This window comes from Rosenbergiella sp. YN46, from assembly GCF_036620675.1.
Lineage (GTDB): Bacteria > Pseudomonadota > Gammaproteobacteria > Enterobacterales > Enterobacteriaceae > Jejubacter.
Genome location: NZ_JAZHEE010000026.1, coordinates 44,100 through 59,775, shown reverse-complemented (window position 1 = coordinate 59,775; position 15,676 = coordinate 44,100). Strand labels below are relative to the sequence as shown.

Below are 15,676 nucleotides of genomic sequence, written 5' to 3'. Positions count from 1 at the left end.
TTCACCGGTTTCGCAACCGGCATAAGAGAAATCACCTTAAGGTGAACGGAACCTTCGCCAGCGCGGCATATTTCTCCAGAACACGACACTGGCGCAGAAATAGCACCACCGGAATGACCACATATTACAGCCGCCACCCCAGCCTGCACCTGAAGGGCGACTGGCGGGCCGAAGCCGGATTTCAAACCGGCCGTTCAGTGAAGGTCATCATTGAACCAGACAGAATCATGATTTACCCGGGTTAAATGAAACAGAGCCCCTCTCCCCAACGGGGAGAGGGGCTCTCGTTGCCCAAACCTGAAGCGGACAAACGAACATTACATCAGCGGCTGCGCCATCTGCACCAGGCTAATCAGCGGCTGCGGCCAGACGCCCAGCACCAGCACCAGCAGCATCGAGATCAGCACCACCACGCCGCCCGCGGTGAAGGCCCAGTCGGAAGGCGCATCGCGGTTCAGCTGCTGCGGCGCGCTCAGGTAGAGGCTAACGGCCACGCGCAGGTAGTAGTAAAGACCGATAGCGCTGCCGATAACCACCGCGGCGGTCAGCCACCACAGGTGCGCATCCACACCCACAGCCAGCACATAGAACTTACCGATAAAGCCCAGCGTCATCGGAATACCCGCCAGCGACAGCATCATCACCGTCATCACCGCCGACAGAATCGGGCGGTGCCAGAACAGCCCACGATAGGAGTACAGCGAATCGGCATCCGGCCCGCGATACGGGCTGGACATCAGGCTCACGACGCCGAAAGCGCCCAGGCTGCTGAACAGATAACCCGCCAGATAAACCCCGACCGTCTCCATCGACATCTGTCCGCTCTGCAGCGCAATCAGCGCCACCAGCAGATAACCCAGGTGAGAGATGGACGAAAAACCGAGCAGACGTTTGATATTGGTCTGACTCAGCGCCATCAGATTACCGAAGATGATAGAAACGAAGGCGATAACGCCCAGCACCGCGCGCACCGCATCGCTGTCGCCCAGCGGCGCGTACAGGAACAGACGCATCACCACGGCGAAAATCGCGATTTTGCTGGCCGTCGCCAGGAAGGTGGAGACCGGCGCGGGCGCCCCCTGGTAAACATCCGGCGTCCACAGGTGGAACGGAACCAGCGAAAGCTTAAAGCCCAGACCAACAATCATCAGCCCCAGCCCCGCCAGCAGCAGCGGCTCATGCAGCATGCTGTCGGCCAGGCTCTTACCAAGCGCCACGAAGGAAAGGTCACCGGACTCCGCATAGACCAGCGCCATCCCGAACAGCAGGAACGACGAAGCCGCCGCCGACAGAATGGTGTACTTAATGCTGGCTTCCAGCGAACGTTTCTGCCGGAAGGCGTAGCCAATCAGGCCGAAAAGCGGCAGAGAGATAAGCTCAATACCAAGGAACAGCGCGGCCAGGTGATTGGCGTTAGCCAGCAGAATCCCGCCCAGCGAGGCGATCAACACCAGCAGGTAGAACTCTTCGCGGTTATCGGTGTAACCCTCAAGCCAGGGATAGGCAAAGGTGCAGGTCGCAAGGCTCGCCAGCAGCACCAGACCGGTGTAGAGCATGGCGAAACCATCAACCCGCAGCAGCGGCGTAACATCCATCGCGCCCGCCTGGCCCACAAACCAGAGCGACAGCAGCGCGGCGTTAAGCCCGATAACCGACAGCGTGGCATTGATAAAGTGGTCGCGTCGCCACGCAATGGAAAGCATCACCACCACCACCGTTAACCCCACGATTAACAGCGGTAGCAGCGCAATCAAGTGTTGTGCAGTTAAAGTCATGGCGAATTACGGCCTTGTAGTTGAAATTGAACTGGTGAACCACTGCTGGATATTGCCCATAGCAGCGTGCGAAGTGTCCAGAATCGGCTGCGGGTAGAACCCGAGCAGAACCAGCAACACCACCAGCAACAGAATGATAAACAGTTCGCGCAGTGACATCCCCGGAAGCTGTTGTTTCGCCGCCTCGCTCTTCGGCTGGCCGAACCACGCGCGGTGTAGCATCGCCAGCGAATACACCGAAGCGAATACCAGTCCAAAGGTGGAAATCACGGTGATCAGCGGCACCACATGGTAGCTGCCGAACAGGATCATAAACTCGCCCACGAAGTTACCGGTTCCCGGCATCCCCAGGGTCGCCACGGCAAAGAACATCGACATCGCGGGCAGCCACTTAATCTTGCTCCACAGGCCACCCATCTGGCGCATATCACGGGTGTGCAGACGCTCATAGAGCTGGCCGCACAGGATGAACAGACCCGCCGCCGAAAGGCCGTGGGCGATCATCTGAATCACCGCCCCCTGGTAAGCCAGCTGGCTGCCGCTGTAAATGGCGATCAGCACGAAGCCCATATGGGAAACCGAGGTATAGGCGATAAGACGCTTGATATCGGTCTGGGCGAAGGCCATCCAGGCGCCGTAGAAGATGCCGATAACGCCCAACCACATGGCGATGGGCGCGAACTCCGCGGAAGCGTTAGGGAACAGCGGCAGCGAGAAACGCAGCAGACCGTAGGCCGCGGTCTTCAGCAGAATCCCCGCCAGATCCACGGAACCCGCGGTCGGCGCCTGGGAGTGCGCGTCCGGCAGCCAGCCGTGCAGCGGCACCACCGGCATCTTGACCGCAAAGGCGATAAAGAAGCCAAGCATCAGCAGATATTCCACGCCGTGGGACATCGGCGTGTTGAGCAACTGCTCGTAGTTAAAGGTCCAGACGCCGGTAGCGTTATAGTGAACGAACGCCAGCGCCAGAATGGCGATAAGCATCACCAGACCGCTCGCCTGGGTATAGATGAAGAATTTGGTTGCCGCGCTGATGCGGGTCTTCCCGTCCGAGGCTTTATGGCCCCAGAGTGCGATCAGGAAGTACATCGGCACCAGCATCATCTCCCAGAAGAAGAAGAACAGGAACATATCGATGGCGAGGAACACCCCGATAACGCCACCCAGAATCCACATCAGGTTCAGGTGGAAAAAGCCCTGATATTTCTCGATCTCTCTCCAGGAGCAGAGTACCGCCAGCACGCCGAGCAGTGCGGTCAGCACCACCATCAGCAGTGACAGGCCGTCCATCGCCAGATGGATGGAGATGCCAAAGCGCGGGATCCAGTCATGAACATACTGCTCCTGCCACTGAGGCATTCCTGCCGCCTGAGTCAGAGAGTAGCCCCCCTGCAGCCAGAGCTGCAAAGAGAGCACGAGCGTTAGCCCCATGGTGATCAGCGCTATCCAGCGCGGCACCCGGACGCCGAAGCGTTCGGTCTGCCAGCAGAAGAAGCCGCCGATAAAGGGGATTAGTATTAGCCAGGGTAATAACATGGCGATGTTTGTCCCTTCTCTTAATTCCTGTTCAGGCCCGGCCTGGTTATCAGGAATAATGACCTAAAAATTGTTCTGTTCGCGGGGCAGGGCCCCCCTGCCCCGCGGCCCGACTCAGCGCAGTACCATCAGCAATGCCAGTACCACGACCGCGCCAATGCTCATGGATGCCACATACCAGCGCAGGTAGCCGTTCTCGCTCAGCAGCAGGCCGCGGCCTGCGAAGCGGGAAAGGATGGCCGGGATGTTCATCAGGGCGTTGAGCGGATCGCGCTTAAGCAGCCAGGCGATACCCAAAAACGGCTTGATAAAGACTTTGTCGTACAGCCAGTCGAAGCCCCATGCGTGGAACCACCAGGTACCAAAGAAGCGGCCCGGCGCGCTGTTGGATACCGCGGTCACCAGGCGACGCTTGCCAAGCCACAGCGCGCTCGCAATCAGGATCCCCACCACGGCAACCACGCCGGAGGTGATTTCCAGCGCCATCTTGCCGTCATGGCCAAAGTCGCTTTCCGGCAGAACGCCCGCCAGCGGCGGCACAATCAGCGCCCCCACGAAGGTTGAAAGGATCATCAGCACAATCAGCGGCAGATGGTGGGTAATGCCCTTACCCGGGTGAGCATGAATCTGCTCTTTGCCGTGGAACACAATAAAGATCATGCGGAAGGTGTAGATTGAGGTCAGGAACGCCCCAACCAGCCCCGCCAGCATCAGGATGTTATGACCGCTGGCCGCAGCGCCCCACAGAATCTCATCCTTACTGTAGAAACCGGCGGTAATCACCGGCAGCGCAGCCAGCGCCGCGCCCCCCACCAGGAAGCTGGCGTAAGTCAGCGGAATCGATTTACGCAGTCCGCCCATCTTAAAGATGTTCTGCTCGTGGTGGCAGGCCAGAATCACCGAACCGGAAGCCAGGAACAGCAGCGCTTTAAAGAAGGCGTGGGTCATCAGGTGGAAGATAGCGGCGTCCCAGGCCTGAACCCCCAGCGCCAGGAACATATAGCCAATCTGACTCATGGTGGAGTAAGCCAGCACTCGCTTGATATCGGTCTGCACCAGCGCCGCGAAGCCCGCCAGCACCAGGGTCACGGCACCGACGATGCCCACCAGATGCAGCACTTCCGGCGTCATCAGGAACAGGCCGTGGGTACGGGCTATCAGGTAAACGCCCGCGGTCACCATGGTGGCCGCGTGAATCAGCGCGGAAACCGGCGTCGGGCCCGCCATCGCGTCGGCAAGCCAGGTCTGCAACGGCAGCTGCGCCGATTTACCGACCGCGCCGCCCAGCAGCATCAGGGTTGCCCACGTGAGCATCTGATTGCCTGCCGCGAAGTGCGCCGGCGCCAGCTCAACCATCTCGCGGAAGTTCAGGGTACCCAACTCGTTGTAGAGGATGAACAGCGCAAAGGCCAGGAACACGTCACCCACGCGGGTGACCACAAAGGCTTTGATCGCCGCCGCGCCGTTTTTCGGGTCGCTGTAGTAGAAACCGATCAGCAGGTAAGAGCACAGCCCTACCCCTTCCCAGCCGAGATACATCATCAGCAGGTTATCGGAAAGCACCAGCACCACCATGCTCGCGATGAACAGGTTGGTATAGGCGAAGAAGCGGGAATAGCCCTCTTCACCGCGCATATACCAGGAGGCGAACATATGGATAAGGAAGCCCACGCCAGTCACCACGCTCAGCATGGTCAGCGACAGGCCATCCAGCACCAGCGTGAAGTCGATATGGAAGTTGCCTACCGACATCCAGGTCCACAGCGGCAGGCTGAACGCCTGACGACCGTTTTCCATAAACTCCATACCGGCGTACGCCGTCACCAGCGCCGCCAGACCGACGGAACCAACGCCTACCACGGCGGACAGGTTTTCCGACCAGCGCCCGCGGGAAAAGGCGAGCAGCAAATAGCCAATCAGTGGCAGAAAAATAGTTAACCAGAGCAGATTCATCCGCGCATCTCACTTACTGAATCGATATTCAGATTCTGGCGACGACGATGGAGCTGCAGCAGCAGCGCCAGGCCAATACTGGCTTCGGCCGCGGCAAGGCTAATGGCCAGGATATACATCACCTGACCGTCGGCCTGACCCCAGTAGCTACCCGCCACCACAAAAGCAAGCGCCGCCGCGTTAATCATCACTTCCAGGCTAATCAGCATAAACAGCAGGTTGCGACGAATGACCAGACCGGTCAGCCCAAGAACAAACAGCACAGCGGCCAGAATCAATCCATGTTGTAACGGGATCATGCGTGCTCCTCCGTTTTTCTTTTCGCGCTATCGCCGGGGCGGTTGCTCAAAAGCTCGCCTGGCCTCTCCTCGCGCCCGATATGGAAGGCCACGACCAGACCGGCCAGTAGCAGCATTGAAGCCAGCTCTACCGCCAGAACATAGGGGCCGAACAGCGCGATACCGACCTGTTTGGCGCTAATGGCCGTGCCGTCGATGCCCTGGTCGTTAACGCTCAGAATGGCGTAAACCACCACCGCCAGCAGAATGGCGGAAAGCAGTCCCGGGCCGATCCACAGCTGTGGTTTCAGCCACTCGCGCTCCTGATCCACCACCGATTTGCCCAGGTTAAGCATCATTACGACGAAGACGAAGAGCACCATAATGGCTCCGGCGTAGACAATTATCTCCAGCGCGCCGGCGAAGTAAGCCCCCAGCGCGAAGAAGACGCCAGAGATAGCCAGCAAAGAGATAATCAGGTACAGCAGCGCATGCACCGGATTGGTGTGGGTTACCACCCTAAGGGTGGTCAGGATCGCCACGATGGCGCAGATATAAAATGCGAATTCCATTCCCGGCTCCTTAAGGTAACAGGCCTTTGACGTCGATAGGCTTAGCTTCGTTTTCCGCTTCGCCCTTATCTTTGCCGTCGATTGCCATACCCGCCATCCGGTAAAAGTTATATTCCGGGTATTTGCCCGGCCCGGAGATCAGCAGATCCTCTTTTTCATACACCAGATCCTGGCGCTTAAACTCACCCAGTTCGAAATCCGGCGTCAGCTGGATAGCGGTCGTTGGGCAGGCCTCTTCGCACAGGCCGCAGAAAATACAGCGCGAGAAGTTGATGCGGAAAAATTCCGGGTACCAGCGCCCGTCTTTGGTTTCCGCTTTCTGCAGCGAGATACAACCCACCGGGCAGGCAACCGCACACAGGTTGCAGGCCACGCAGCGCTCTTCGCCGTCCGGATCGCGGGTCAGCACGATCCGCCCGCGGTAGCGCGGCGGCAGGTAAACCGGCTCTTCCGGATACATGCGCGTTTCACGTTTGGCGAACGCATGCATGCCAATCATCCAGATACTGCGTAGTTGGGTGCCGAAACCAACCACTAATTCTTTCAATGTCATGGTTTTTTCACCCCTTATGGCATCTGCCAGAGAATGACCGCGGCGGTCACCAGCAAGTTGACAAGCGTCAGCGGCAGGCACACCTTCCAGCCGAAGGACATCACCTGGTCATAACGCGGACGCGGCAACGAGGCGCGGATCAAAATAAACATCATCATGAAGAATGCGGTTTTCAGCGCAAACCAGATGAAGGGCGGTAACCACGGACCATGCCAGCCACCGAAGAACAGCGTGACGATCAGCGCCGAAACGGTGACGATTCCGATATATTCCCCGACGAAGAACAGACCGAACTTCATGCCGGAGTATTCAATATGGTAACCATCCGCCAGCTCCTGTTCGGCTTCCGGCTGGTCGAAGGGATGGCGGTGACACACCGCAACGCCTGCGATAGCGAAAGTCACAAAACCGAAGAACTGCGGAATAACGTTCCACAGATGCGCCTGGTTATTGACGATGTCGGTCATATTAAATGAACCGGCCTGCGCCACCACGCCCATCAGAGAAAGCCCGATAAACACCTCATAGCTCAGGGTCTGGGCCGAAGCGCGCATCGCCCCCAGCAGAGAGTATTTGTTGTTACTCGACCAGCCGGCGAACAGCACCGCATAGACCGCCAGGCCCGCCAGCATCAGGAAGAACAGGATCCCGATATTCAGGTCGGCCACCACCCAACTGGGACTGACCGGCACGATGGCGAAGGCCAGCAGCAGCGAGGTGAAGGCAATCATCGGCGCCAGGGTAAAGATGACGCGATCCGAGAATTTCGGGATCCAGTCCTCTTTAAAGAACATCTTGATCATGTCCGCGACCAGCTGCAGCGAACCGCCCCAGCCCACGCGGTTTGGCCCGTAACGATTCTGGAACAGGCCCAGCAGACGACGTTCGCCGAAGCTCATAAAGGCGCCGCAGGTGACCACAACCAGCAGGATCACAATGGCCTTCAGGACGCTCAACAGGATCTCGATAACGTCCGGTGTTAACCAACTCATTGCGCAGCCTCCCTCAGGTTTTCAAGACGTGCCCCGGCAAGAACCGGCGCGATGTCGGGCATACCCATCGGCAGCCCTACCTGCCCCGGTGCCAGCCCATCGGAGAGCGCGAGCGGTAGCGTGATCGCCTGCCCTTCCCAGCTAAAGGTCAGCATGGCGCCTTCGTTAACGCCGAGCTTTGCGGCATCGGCCGGGTTAAGACGTACGGTGGCCTGCGGCATACGACTCTGGAATACCGGCGAACGGGCCGACATTTCATCGCTGCCAAACAGGTGATAATAAGGGGCGACCCGCCAGCTTCCCTCCTGCGGTGCAAAACCCGCAGGAACGTCGCCGAAGTAGTCAAGCTGCCCGTCGGCCGTTTCGATCAGACGAACGCCAGGATCGCCATGACGCAGATGACCGCCCACCTCATCCTGGAATTTGTTCCAGGCCTGCGGCGAGTTCCATCCCGGCGCCCAGGCGAAAGGCACCTGAGAGCGCGGCGCTTCCGGCTGGTTGTTCCCTTCCATCGAGAAGGCGAACATCGAGTCCCGATCCTGCGGCTGGCGCGGCTCATGCACGCTGATATTGGCGCGCATGGCGGTACGACCGCTGTAGCGGTGCGGCTCGCGCGCCAGCTTCTGACCGCGAATGCGGAAAGCGGCGTCGGGGGCGGCGTCTTTCATACCCGCAAACTGGGGCAGTTGCTTAATACAGGCGTCAATCACGTGATCGAGCTGAGTCCAGTCCACCTCGCGGTTTTCCACCGTGCTGTGCAGCGAATGCAGCCAGCGCCAGCTTTCCAGCATAATCGCACTGCTGTCGTAATAGGTCGGGTCGTAAACCTGGAAGAAGCGCTGGGCACGTCCTTCATTGTTGATTACCGTACCATCGCTTTCTGCGAAGCTGGCGGCGGAAAGCACCAGATGGGCATGCTCCATAATCGCGGTACGCTGATGATCGATAACCAGCACCAGCGGCGCCTTGCTCAGGGCCGCATCGACCCGCGCCTTCGAGGCGTGGCGGTGCAGATCGTTTTCCAGCACAATGACCGCATCGGCGCTGCCGCTTTCCAGCTCGCCAAGGGCCTGATCCAGAGAGCCACCGCCGATCATACCCAGCCCCACGCTGTTGACCGCGCGGGCAACCATGGTGATGCCGACATCGGCGCCGCGCCCTTTCAGCGCTTTGGCCACGTTGGCCGCCGCCTGCAGCACCGCTTCGCTACCGGCGTTAGTGCCGGAGATAATCAGCGGTTTTTTCGCGCCGGCCAGCGCCTGCACGATAACGTCCACCTTACGACCCAGTTCCGGATCCAGCCCGTCGACCGCCGGAGCGCTGGCGTCCAGCCCGTGAGCGATAGCAAAGCCAAGACGCGCCTGATCTTCCACCGGCGCCTTATAGGTCCAGGCCGCCATATCGTCCAGGCGGGTGGCGTCCACATTAGTGATAAACAGCGGATGTTTGGCGTGCTGGCCGATATTCATGATGGCGGCTATCTGCCAGTCGGCCACCTTCTGGGCGGCGGCCATTTCGCGCGCCTTGCCCTTAATCGCCTGACGCACCGACAGCGCCACCCGGGCGCCGGTCTGAGTGATATCCTCGCCGAGGATCAGCACCGCATCGTAGGATTCGATATCACGCAGCGACGGCGTGTGAACGCCACTTTCGCGCAGCACTTTCAGCATCAGTTGAATCCGCGCCTGCTCGCCATCGGCGATACCGGTGTAGAAATTATCGGCTCCCACCAGCTCACGCAGCGCGAAGTTACTTTCAATGCTGGCGCGCGGTGAACCGATACCGATAACCTTCTTCGACTGACGCAGAATATCCGCCGCGCCCTGCATCGCCTGTTCGGCGTTAAGAGTAATCAGGTCATCGCCGCGACGCTGAACCGGCTGGCGCGGCCTGTCTTTCAGGTTCACGTAGCCGTAGCCGAAACGGCCGCGGTCGCACAGGAAGTAGTGGTTAACGCTACCGTTATAGCGGTTTTCAATGCGGCGAAGCTCGCCATAGCGCTCGCCGGGGCTGGTGTTACAGCCGATGCTGCACTGCTGGCAGATACTCGGGGCGAACTGCATATCCCACTTACGGTTGTAGCGCTCGGAGTGGGTCTTATCGGTAAAGACCCCGGTGGGGCAAACTTCCACCAGGTTTCCGGAAAACTCGCTCTCGAGCGTACCATCCTCCGGGCGACCGAAATAGACGTTGTCGTGAGCGCCATAGACCCCCAGATCGGTGCCATCCGCGTAATCTTTGTAGTAGCGCACGCAGCGATAGCAGGCAATACAGCGGTTCATCTCGTGAGAGATAAAGGGGCCGAGTTCCTGATTGCGGTGGGTGCGCTTGGTAAAGCGGTAACGGCGGAAACTGTGGCCGGTCATTACCGTCATATCCTGAAGGTGGCAGTTGCCTCCCTCTTCGCACACCGGACAGTCGTGGGGGTGGTTGGTCATCAGCCACTCCACCACGCTTTCGCGGAACTGTTTCGCCTCTTCATCATCAATAGAGATAAAGGTGCCGTCAGCGGCCGGGGTCATACAGGACATCACCAGGCGGCCGCGGGTATCTTCCGCATTCTGATACTGCTTCACCGCACACTGGCGGCAGGCACCCACGCTTCCCAGCGCCGGATGCCAGCAAAAGTAAGGAATATCAAGGCCGAGGGAGAGACAAGCCTGTAGCAGGTTATCCGCTCCGTCTACCTCATATTCTTTGCCGTCTACATGAATCGTAGCCATAGTCAGCATGCTTCCAGTTGGCCCGGCGAATACCGGGCGTTAATCAAAATTCGTAAAACCACCCTCACCCTGTCCTCTCCGTGAGGGAGAGGGGGAACCCGAGCCCGAAGGCCGGGAATCCGCTTCATCTCCCTCTCCTCTGTGGGGAGAGGGCTGGGGTGAGGGGGTTAATCACCAGCGCGTCTTTAACAGGTTGGGCTGAATGCCATTAATGGCATGCAGGTTGCTGAAGTCCTGTTTGATCCCCGCTTCAAATTCGTCGCGGAAGTATTTAATCGCACTTTGCAGAGGCTCCACCGCGCCAGGCGCGTGGGCGCAGAAGGTTTTCCCCGGCCCCAGGAAGCGGCACAGCTGTTCCAGGGTTTCGATATCCCCCGGCTGCCCTTCCCCACGTTCCAGCGCCCGCAGGATTTTCACGCTCCAGGGCAGGCCGTCGCGACAGGGGGTACACCAGCCGCAGGATTCGCGGGCGAAGAACTCTTCCAGGTTACGCACCAGAGAGACCATATTGATTTCGTGGTCGACGGCCATCGCCAGCGCAGTGCCCAGACGGCTGCCGGCTTTGCCGATACTGGCGAACTCCATGGGCAGATCGAGGTGGGCGTCAGTCAGGAAATCAGTTCCGGCACCGCCTGGCTGCCAGGCCTTGAGCTTCAGCCCATCGCGCATACCTCCAGCGTAGTCTTCCAGAATCTCGCGGGCGGTGGTGCCGAACGGCAGTTCCCAGACGCCAGGATTTTTAACCCGGCCGGAGAAGCCCATCAGCTTGGTGCCGCAGTCTTCGCTCTTACCGGCGGAGATCCCTTTGTACCACTCCACGCCGTTAGCCAGAATCGCCGGCACGTTGCACAGCGTCTCCACGTTGTTTACGCAGGTCGGCTTACCCCATACCCCGGCAGTGGCCGGGAATGGCGGTTTGGAGCGCGGGTTGGCGCGGCGTCCTTCCAGCGAGTTAATCAGCGCCGTCTCTTCGCCACAGATATAGCGGCCAGCGCCGGTATGCACAAACAGCTCGAAGTCAAAGCCGGATCCGAGGACATTTTTCCCCAGCAATCCCGCTTCGGTCGCTTCCGCGATGGCGCGACGCAGGTTCGCCGCCGCTTCAACATATTCGCCGCGCAGGAAGATATAGCCGCGATACGCTTTCAGGGCGAAGGCGGCGATCAGCATGCCTTCCACCAGCAGGTGCGGCTGCTGTTCCATCAACAGACGGTCTTTATAGGTACCCGGCTCCATTTCATCGGCGTTACACAGCAGGTAGCGGATGTTCATGGACTCGTCTTTCGGCATCAGGCTCCACTTCAGACCGGTGGAGAAGCCCGCGCCGCCGCGCCCTTTCAGGCCAGCATCTTTCACCTGAGCGACAATCTCATCCGGCGCCATACCGCCAAGCGCCTTTCTGGCGCCTTCATAACCGTTTTTACTGCGGTACTCGTCCAGCCACACCGGCTGTTGGTCATCGCGCATGCGCCAGGTGAGCGGATGGGTTTCGGGAGTCAGAATAATCTTCTTCATTTATACTGCTCCAGTAGTTCAGGGATCCCTTCCGGCGTCAGATGACTGTGAGTGTCTTCATCAATCATCATGGTCGGCCCCTTATCGCAGTTGCCCAGGCAGCAGGTGGGCAGCAGGGTAAAACGGCCGTCGAAGGTGGTCTGACCCGGTTTGATCTGCAGGTGCTTTTCAATCGCCGACTGAATGCCCTGGTAGCCGGTGATATGGCATACCACGCTATCACAATAGCGGATCACGTGGCGGCCCACCGGCTGGCGGAAGATCTGGCTGTAAAACGTCGCCACCCCTTCCACGTCGCTGGCCGGAATTCCCAGCACCTGAGCGATGGCATCAATGGCGCCGTCCGGCACCCAGCCCCGCTGTTTCTGGACAATCTTCAAGGCTTCAATGGAGGCCGCACGAGGATCCTCATAGTGATGTTTTTCGTGCTCGATCGCCTCACGCTCGGCCGCACTCAGCTCAAAAGCCTCGGTTTCTGGTTGTTGATTCTCGTGCATAATTAGCGATCCACATCTGACATGACAAAATCGATACTACCCAGATAGACAATCAGGTCTGATACCAGGCTGCCGCGGATCACCGCCGGGATCTGCTGCAGGTGCGCAAAACTCGGAGTACGCACGCGAGTACGGTAGCTCATGGTGCTGCCGTCGCTGGTCAGGTAGTAGCTGTTAATCCCCTTGGTCGCCTCCACCATCTGGAAGGATTCGTTGGCCGGCATGACTGGCCCCCAGGAAACCTGCAGGAAGTGGGTGATCAGGGTTTCGATATGCTGCAGCGTGCGCTCTTTCGGCGGCGGCGTGGTCAGCGGATGGTCGGCCTTAAACGGCCCTTCCGGCATATTGTTCAGGCACTGCTCCAGAATGCGCAAACTCTGGCGCAGTTCTTCAACTTTCAGGATAAGACGCGTGTAGCAGTCGCTGACACCACCGCCCACCGGCACTTCAAAGTCGAAGTTTTCATAACCAGAATAAGGACGCGCCTTACGCACGTCGAAGTCGATGCCCGTAGCGCGCAGACCCGCGCCGGTAGTCCCCCACTCCAGCGCCTCTTTAGCGCCATAGGCGGCAACGCCCTGAGAACGACCTTTCAGAATGGTGTTACGTATGGCCGCTTTTTCATATTCGGCCAGCCGCTTCGGCATCCAGTCAAGGAACTCGCGCAGCAGGCGTTCCCAGCCGCGCGGCAGATCGTGCGCCACGCCGCCAATGCGGAACCAGGCCGGGTGCATACGGAAACCGGTAATCGCTTCCACCAGATCGTAAATCTTCTGACGATCGGTAAAGGCGAAGAAGACCGGCGTCATTGCGCCGACATCCTGGATAAAGGTAGAGATATAGAGCAAATGGCTGTTGATGCGGAACAGCTCGGAAAGCATCACGCGGATCACGTTAACGCGATCCGGCACGGTGATGCCCGCCAGCTTTTCAACCGCCAGAACGTAAGGCATTTCGTTAACGCAACCGCCCAGATACTCGATACGGTCGGTATAGGGGATGTAGCTGTGCCAGGACTGGCGTTCCCCCATTTTTTCAGCGCCGCGATGGTGATAACCGATATCCGGCACGCAATCGACGATCTCTTCGCCATCCAGCTGCAGAATAATACGGAACGCGCCGTGGGCCGACGGGTGGTTCGGCCCCAGGTTGAGGAACATAAAGTCCTCATTTTCGCTGCTGCGCTTCATGCCCCACTCTTCCGGCTTGAAGGTCAGCGCCTCCATCTCCAGATCTTCTTTCTGTTTGGTCAGAGTGAAGGGGTCAAATTCGGTGGCGCGCGCCGGATAATCTTTACGCAGCGGATGCCCTTCCCAGGTGGGCGGCATCATGATGCGAGTCAGGTGCGGATGGCCGGTAAAGGTAATGCCAAACATCTCCCAGGTTTCACGCTCATACCAGTTAGCATTCGGGAAAATTTTGGTGAAAGTCGGCACATTCAAATCGTTTTCCGCCAGCGCCACTTTCAACATGATATCGCGGTTGCGATCGATGGAAATCAGGTGGTAGAAAACGGAAAAATCCGCGTCGGGCAAGCCTTCGCGGTGGGTGCGGAGTCGTTCGTCCATGCCATGCAGGTCGAAGAGCATGACATAAGGCTCAGGAAGCTTCCTTAAAAATTCCCCCACTTCCAGCAGCTGTTCTCTTCTGACCCAGACAACGGGAACCCCGGTGCGGGTCGCCTGGACAGTAAAGGCATCCGGCCCAAAACGGTTGCGCAGTTCGCCAATGACTGGATCGTCCAAATGATCCCGGGTTTGCCAGCCTGGCTGTGTCACGTCTTGCGCGGTTAAATCGGTCATATTGTTCACCATTGCCAACGGTTCAATGCTGACTGCCGGTCGCGACCTCGCGCTTATGGGTTTTAATATGCGAGGGGAGGTTTCACGACCGCAGACGTCGGTTAAATTTCGTCTGGTGTACGCAGGTTGGTCACGGCAATGCGTTCGCCGCGCTTACGTTCGCGCTCAGACTGCATATTGGCGCGATAAACTCCCTGGTCGCCCACGACCCAGGAGAGCGGACGACGCTCTTTGCCGATGGATTCCTGCAGCAGCATCAGCGCCTGCATGTAAGCTTCAGGGCGTGGCGGGCAACCGGGAATATACACATCCACCGGCAGGAATTTATCCACCCCCTGCACCACGGAATAAATATCATACATACCGCCGGAGTTAGCGCAGGCCCCCATGGAGATAACCCACTTGGGCTCCAGCATCTGATCGTAAAGACGCTGAATAACCGGTGCCATCTTGGTAAAGCAGGTACCGGCGACCACCATAAAGTCCGCCTGACGCGGAGAGGCGCGCAGAACCTCGGCGCCAAAGCGCGCGACGTCATGCACCGCCGTAAAGGAGGTCACCATTTCAACGTAACAGCAGGAAAGACCAAAGTTATAAGGCCACAGGGAATTTTTACGTCCCCAGTTCACCATATCGTGCAGTGCATGTTCGAGCTTGCCCATATACACGCTGCGGTGTACGTGCTGCTCGAGAGGATCGGCTACGGTCTCCTGCTTTTGCAGGGGGTAACGGTCATTCTCGCCGTTAGGATCTATGCGAGTGAGCGTATAGTCCATCTGATTGCCTCGCGGTTAGCGTTGGTGATGAGTGCGGCTGTCGGCCCGTTCCGGATTGACAAGCTCGCGGCGTGAGCGCGCGGGCGTCCAGTCCAGCGCGCCTATACGCACCAGATAAACCAGACCTGCCAGTAGCACTAAAATGAAAATTGCGGCTTCGATAAATCCTACCCACCCGCTTTCGCGGATAGAGGTTGACCATGCATAAAGATAGAGTGCTTCGACGTCGAAGATGACGAAGAACATGGCGACCAGATAGAACTTAGCGGAAAGGCGTAAGCGCGCCGATCCGACCGGATCGATACCTGATTCAAAGGGTGTGTTCTTGTGCCTTGCTCGAGCACGACCGCCCAGGAACCAGGCCCCGGCCAGCATCAGACAACACAGACCAATGGCAACAATGAAAAAGATGGCAAACGCCCAGTGGTGAGCGATGACTTCAATGGATGTTGACATACTCAAAGCTTTCTCAAAAAGTGGTGACAGAATCTCTGACTGTGCGTGTGCAGCAGATGAACACCACATTGATTTACGGGAAGGAACAAAAACCACACAATTCCTGCCACAAAGCAAACTGTAAGGCAGCTAATTATTAGGGTTTTTTACTCCTTTCTATAACCTTTTGTCAACTTTAACAAAAGTATCCACACATTAATTCACATAACACCATTCTCATTAACATTTTATGCCATATTGACCATATG

14 protein-coding genes are annotated in these 15,676 nt (G+C 58.3%); 1 reads left to right on the top strand and 13 read right to left on the bottom strand.

The annotated features are described in order from the left end of the window. Nucleotides 1-41: 41 nt before the first annotated feature. Entirely contained in the window at nt 42-245 is a 204-nt protein-coding gene (locus V3W49_RS16645) for a SymE family type I addiction module toxin (protein WP_500146980.1), read from the top strand. A 72-nt stretch (nt 246-317) separates the two neighbouring features. Here the strand turns inward: V3W49_RS16645 and nuoN are convergent, their stop codons facing one another. From nuoN to nuoA, 13 genes are all read right to left on the bottom strand, one after another. Then, nucleotides 318-1,775: an NADH-quinone oxidoreductase subunit NuoN gene (gene nuoN, locus V3W49_RS16640; RefSeq protein WP_500146969.1), complete on the bottom strand. Its 1,458-nt coding sequence runs from the start codon at nt 1,773-1,775 to the stop codon at nt 318-320. A gap of 6 nt (nt 1,776-1,781) precedes the next feature. Then, nucleotides 1,782-3,311, bottom strand: a complete 1,530-nt coding sequence (gene nuoM, locus V3W49_RS16635; protein ID WP_500146968.1) for an NADH-quinone oxidoreductase subunit M — start codon at nt 3,309-3,311, stop codon at nt 1,782-1,784. Between the two features lie 114 nt (nt 3,312-3,425). After that, nucleotides 3,426-5,264, bottom strand: coding sequence for an NADH-quinone oxidoreductase subunit L (gene nuoL, locus V3W49_RS16630; protein ID WP_500146966.1), 1,839 nt, complete (start codon nt 5,262-5,264; stop codon nt 3,426-3,428). Beyond that, nucleotides 5,261-5,563, bottom strand: a complete 303-nt coding sequence (gene nuoK, locus V3W49_RS16625) for an NADH-quinone oxidoreductase subunit NuoK (RefSeq protein ID WP_138098569.1) — start codon at nt 5,561-5,563, stop codon at nt 5,261-5,263. The genes nuoL and nuoK overlap by 4 nt, the downstream gene beginning before the upstream one ends. Beyond that, on the bottom strand, nt 5,560-6,114 hold the full coding sequence (gene nuoJ, locus V3W49_RS16620; protein WP_500146964.1) for an NADH-quinone oxidoreductase subunit J: 555 nt from the start codon (nt 6,112-6,114) through the stop codon (nt 5,560-5,562). The genes nuoK and nuoJ overlap by 4 nt, the downstream gene beginning before the upstream one ends. 10 nt (nt 6,115-6,124) lie before the next feature. After that, the gene (nuoI, locus tag V3W49_RS16615) at nt 6,125-6,667 is read right to left on the bottom strand and encodes an NADH-quinone oxidoreductase subunit NuoI (RefSeq protein WP_154779160.1); all 543 of its coding nucleotides are present in this window, start codon (nt 6,665-6,667) and stop codon (nt 6,125-6,127) included. A 14-nt stretch (nt 6,668-6,681) separates the two neighbouring features. Next, entirely contained in the window at nt 6,682-7,659 is a 978-nt protein-coding gene (gene nuoH, locus V3W49_RS16610) for an NADH-quinone oxidoreductase subunit NuoH (RefSeq protein ID WP_500146963.1), read from the bottom strand. Further along, nucleotides 7,656-10,382 carry an NADH-quinone oxidoreductase subunit NuoG gene (gene nuoG, locus V3W49_RS16605; protein ID WP_500146962.1) on the bottom strand — a complete coding sequence of 909 codons (2,727 nt, stop codon included), beginning with the start codon at nt 10,380-10,382 and terminating at the stop codon, nt 7,656-7,658. The genes nuoH and nuoG overlap by 4 nt, the downstream gene beginning before the upstream one ends. A gap of 171 nt (nt 10,383-10,553) precedes the next feature. After that, complete coding sequence (nuoF, locus tag V3W49_RS16600) at nt 10,554-11,897, bottom strand: NADH-quinone oxidoreductase subunit NuoF (RefSeq protein ID WP_500146961.1); 1,344 nt, start codon at nt 11,895-11,897, stop codon at nt 10,554-10,556. Then, the gene (gene nuoE / locus V3W49_RS16595) at nt 11,894-12,394 is read right to left on the bottom strand and encodes an NADH-quinone oxidoreductase subunit NuoE (protein ID WP_500146960.1); all 501 of its coding nucleotides are present in this window, start codon (nt 12,392-12,394) and stop codon (nt 11,894-11,896) included. The genes nuoF and nuoE overlap by 4 nt, the downstream gene beginning before the upstream one ends. A gap of 2 nt (nt 12,395-12,396) precedes the next feature. Then, on the bottom strand, nt 12,397-14,208 hold the full coding sequence (nuoC, locus tag V3W49_RS16590; RefSeq protein ID WP_500146959.1) for an NADH-quinone oxidoreductase subunit C/D: 1,812 nt from the start codon (nt 14,206-14,208) through the stop codon (nt 12,397-12,399). Between the two features lie 89 nt (nt 14,209-14,297). Next, the gene (locus tag V3W49_RS16585) at nt 14,298-14,972 is read right to left on the bottom strand and encodes a NuoB/complex I 20 kDa subunit family protein (protein ID WP_138098586.1); all 675 of its coding nucleotides are present in this window, start codon (nt 14,970-14,972) and stop codon (nt 14,298-14,300) included. 15 nt (nt 14,973-14,987) lie between these two features. Beyond that, nucleotides 14,988-15,434, bottom strand: coding sequence for an NADH-quinone oxidoreductase subunit NuoA (nuoA, locus tag V3W49_RS16580; protein ID WP_500146979.1), 447 nt, complete (start codon nt 15,432-15,434; stop codon nt 14,988-14,990). Nucleotides 15,435-15,676: the final 242 nt, after the last annotated feature.

Coding starts and splice junctions, on each gene's coding strand:
- nuoN (WP_500146969.1), bottom strand. CDS start 1,775: ATGACTTTAACTGCACAACACTTGATTGCGCTGCTACCGCTGTTAATC.
- nuoM (WP_500146968.1), bottom strand. CDS start 3,311: ATGTTATTACCCTGGCTAATACTAATCCCCTTTATCGGCGGCTTCTTC.
- nuoL (WP_500146966.1), bottom strand. CDS start 5,264: ATGAATCTGCTCTGGTTAACTATTTTTCTGCCACTGATTGGCTATTTG.
- nuoK (WP_138098569.1), bottom strand. CDS start 5,563: ATGATCCCGTTACAACATGGATTGATTCTGGCCGCTGTGCTGTTTGTT.
- nuoJ (WP_500146964.1), bottom strand. CDS start 6,114: ATGGAATTCGCATTTTATATCTGCGCCATCGTGGCGATCCTGACCACC.
- nuoI (WP_154779160.1), bottom strand. CDS start 6,667: ATGACATTGAAAGAATTAGTGGTTGGTTTCGGCACCCAACTACGCAGT.
- nuoH (WP_500146963.1), bottom strand. CDS start 7,659: ATGAGTTGGTTAACACCGGACGTTATCGAGATCCTGTTGAGCGTCCTG.
- nuoG (WP_500146962.1), bottom strand. CDS start 10,382: ATGGCTACGATTCATGTAGACGGCAAAGAATATGAGGTAGACGGAGCG.
- nuoF (WP_500146961.1), bottom strand. CDS start 11,897: ATGAAGAAGATTATTCTGACTCCCGAAACCCATCCGCTCACCTGGCGC.
- nuoE (WP_500146960.1), bottom strand. CDS start 12,394: ATGCACGAGAATCAACAACCAGAAACCGAGGCTTTTGAGCTGAGTGCG.
- nuoC (WP_500146959.1), bottom strand. CDS start 14,208: ATGGTGAACAATATGACCGATTTAACCGCGCAAGACGTGACACAGCCA.
- V3W49_RS16585 (WP_138098586.1), bottom strand. CDS start 14,972: ATGGACTATACGCTCACTCGCATAGATCCTAACGGCGAGAATGACCGT.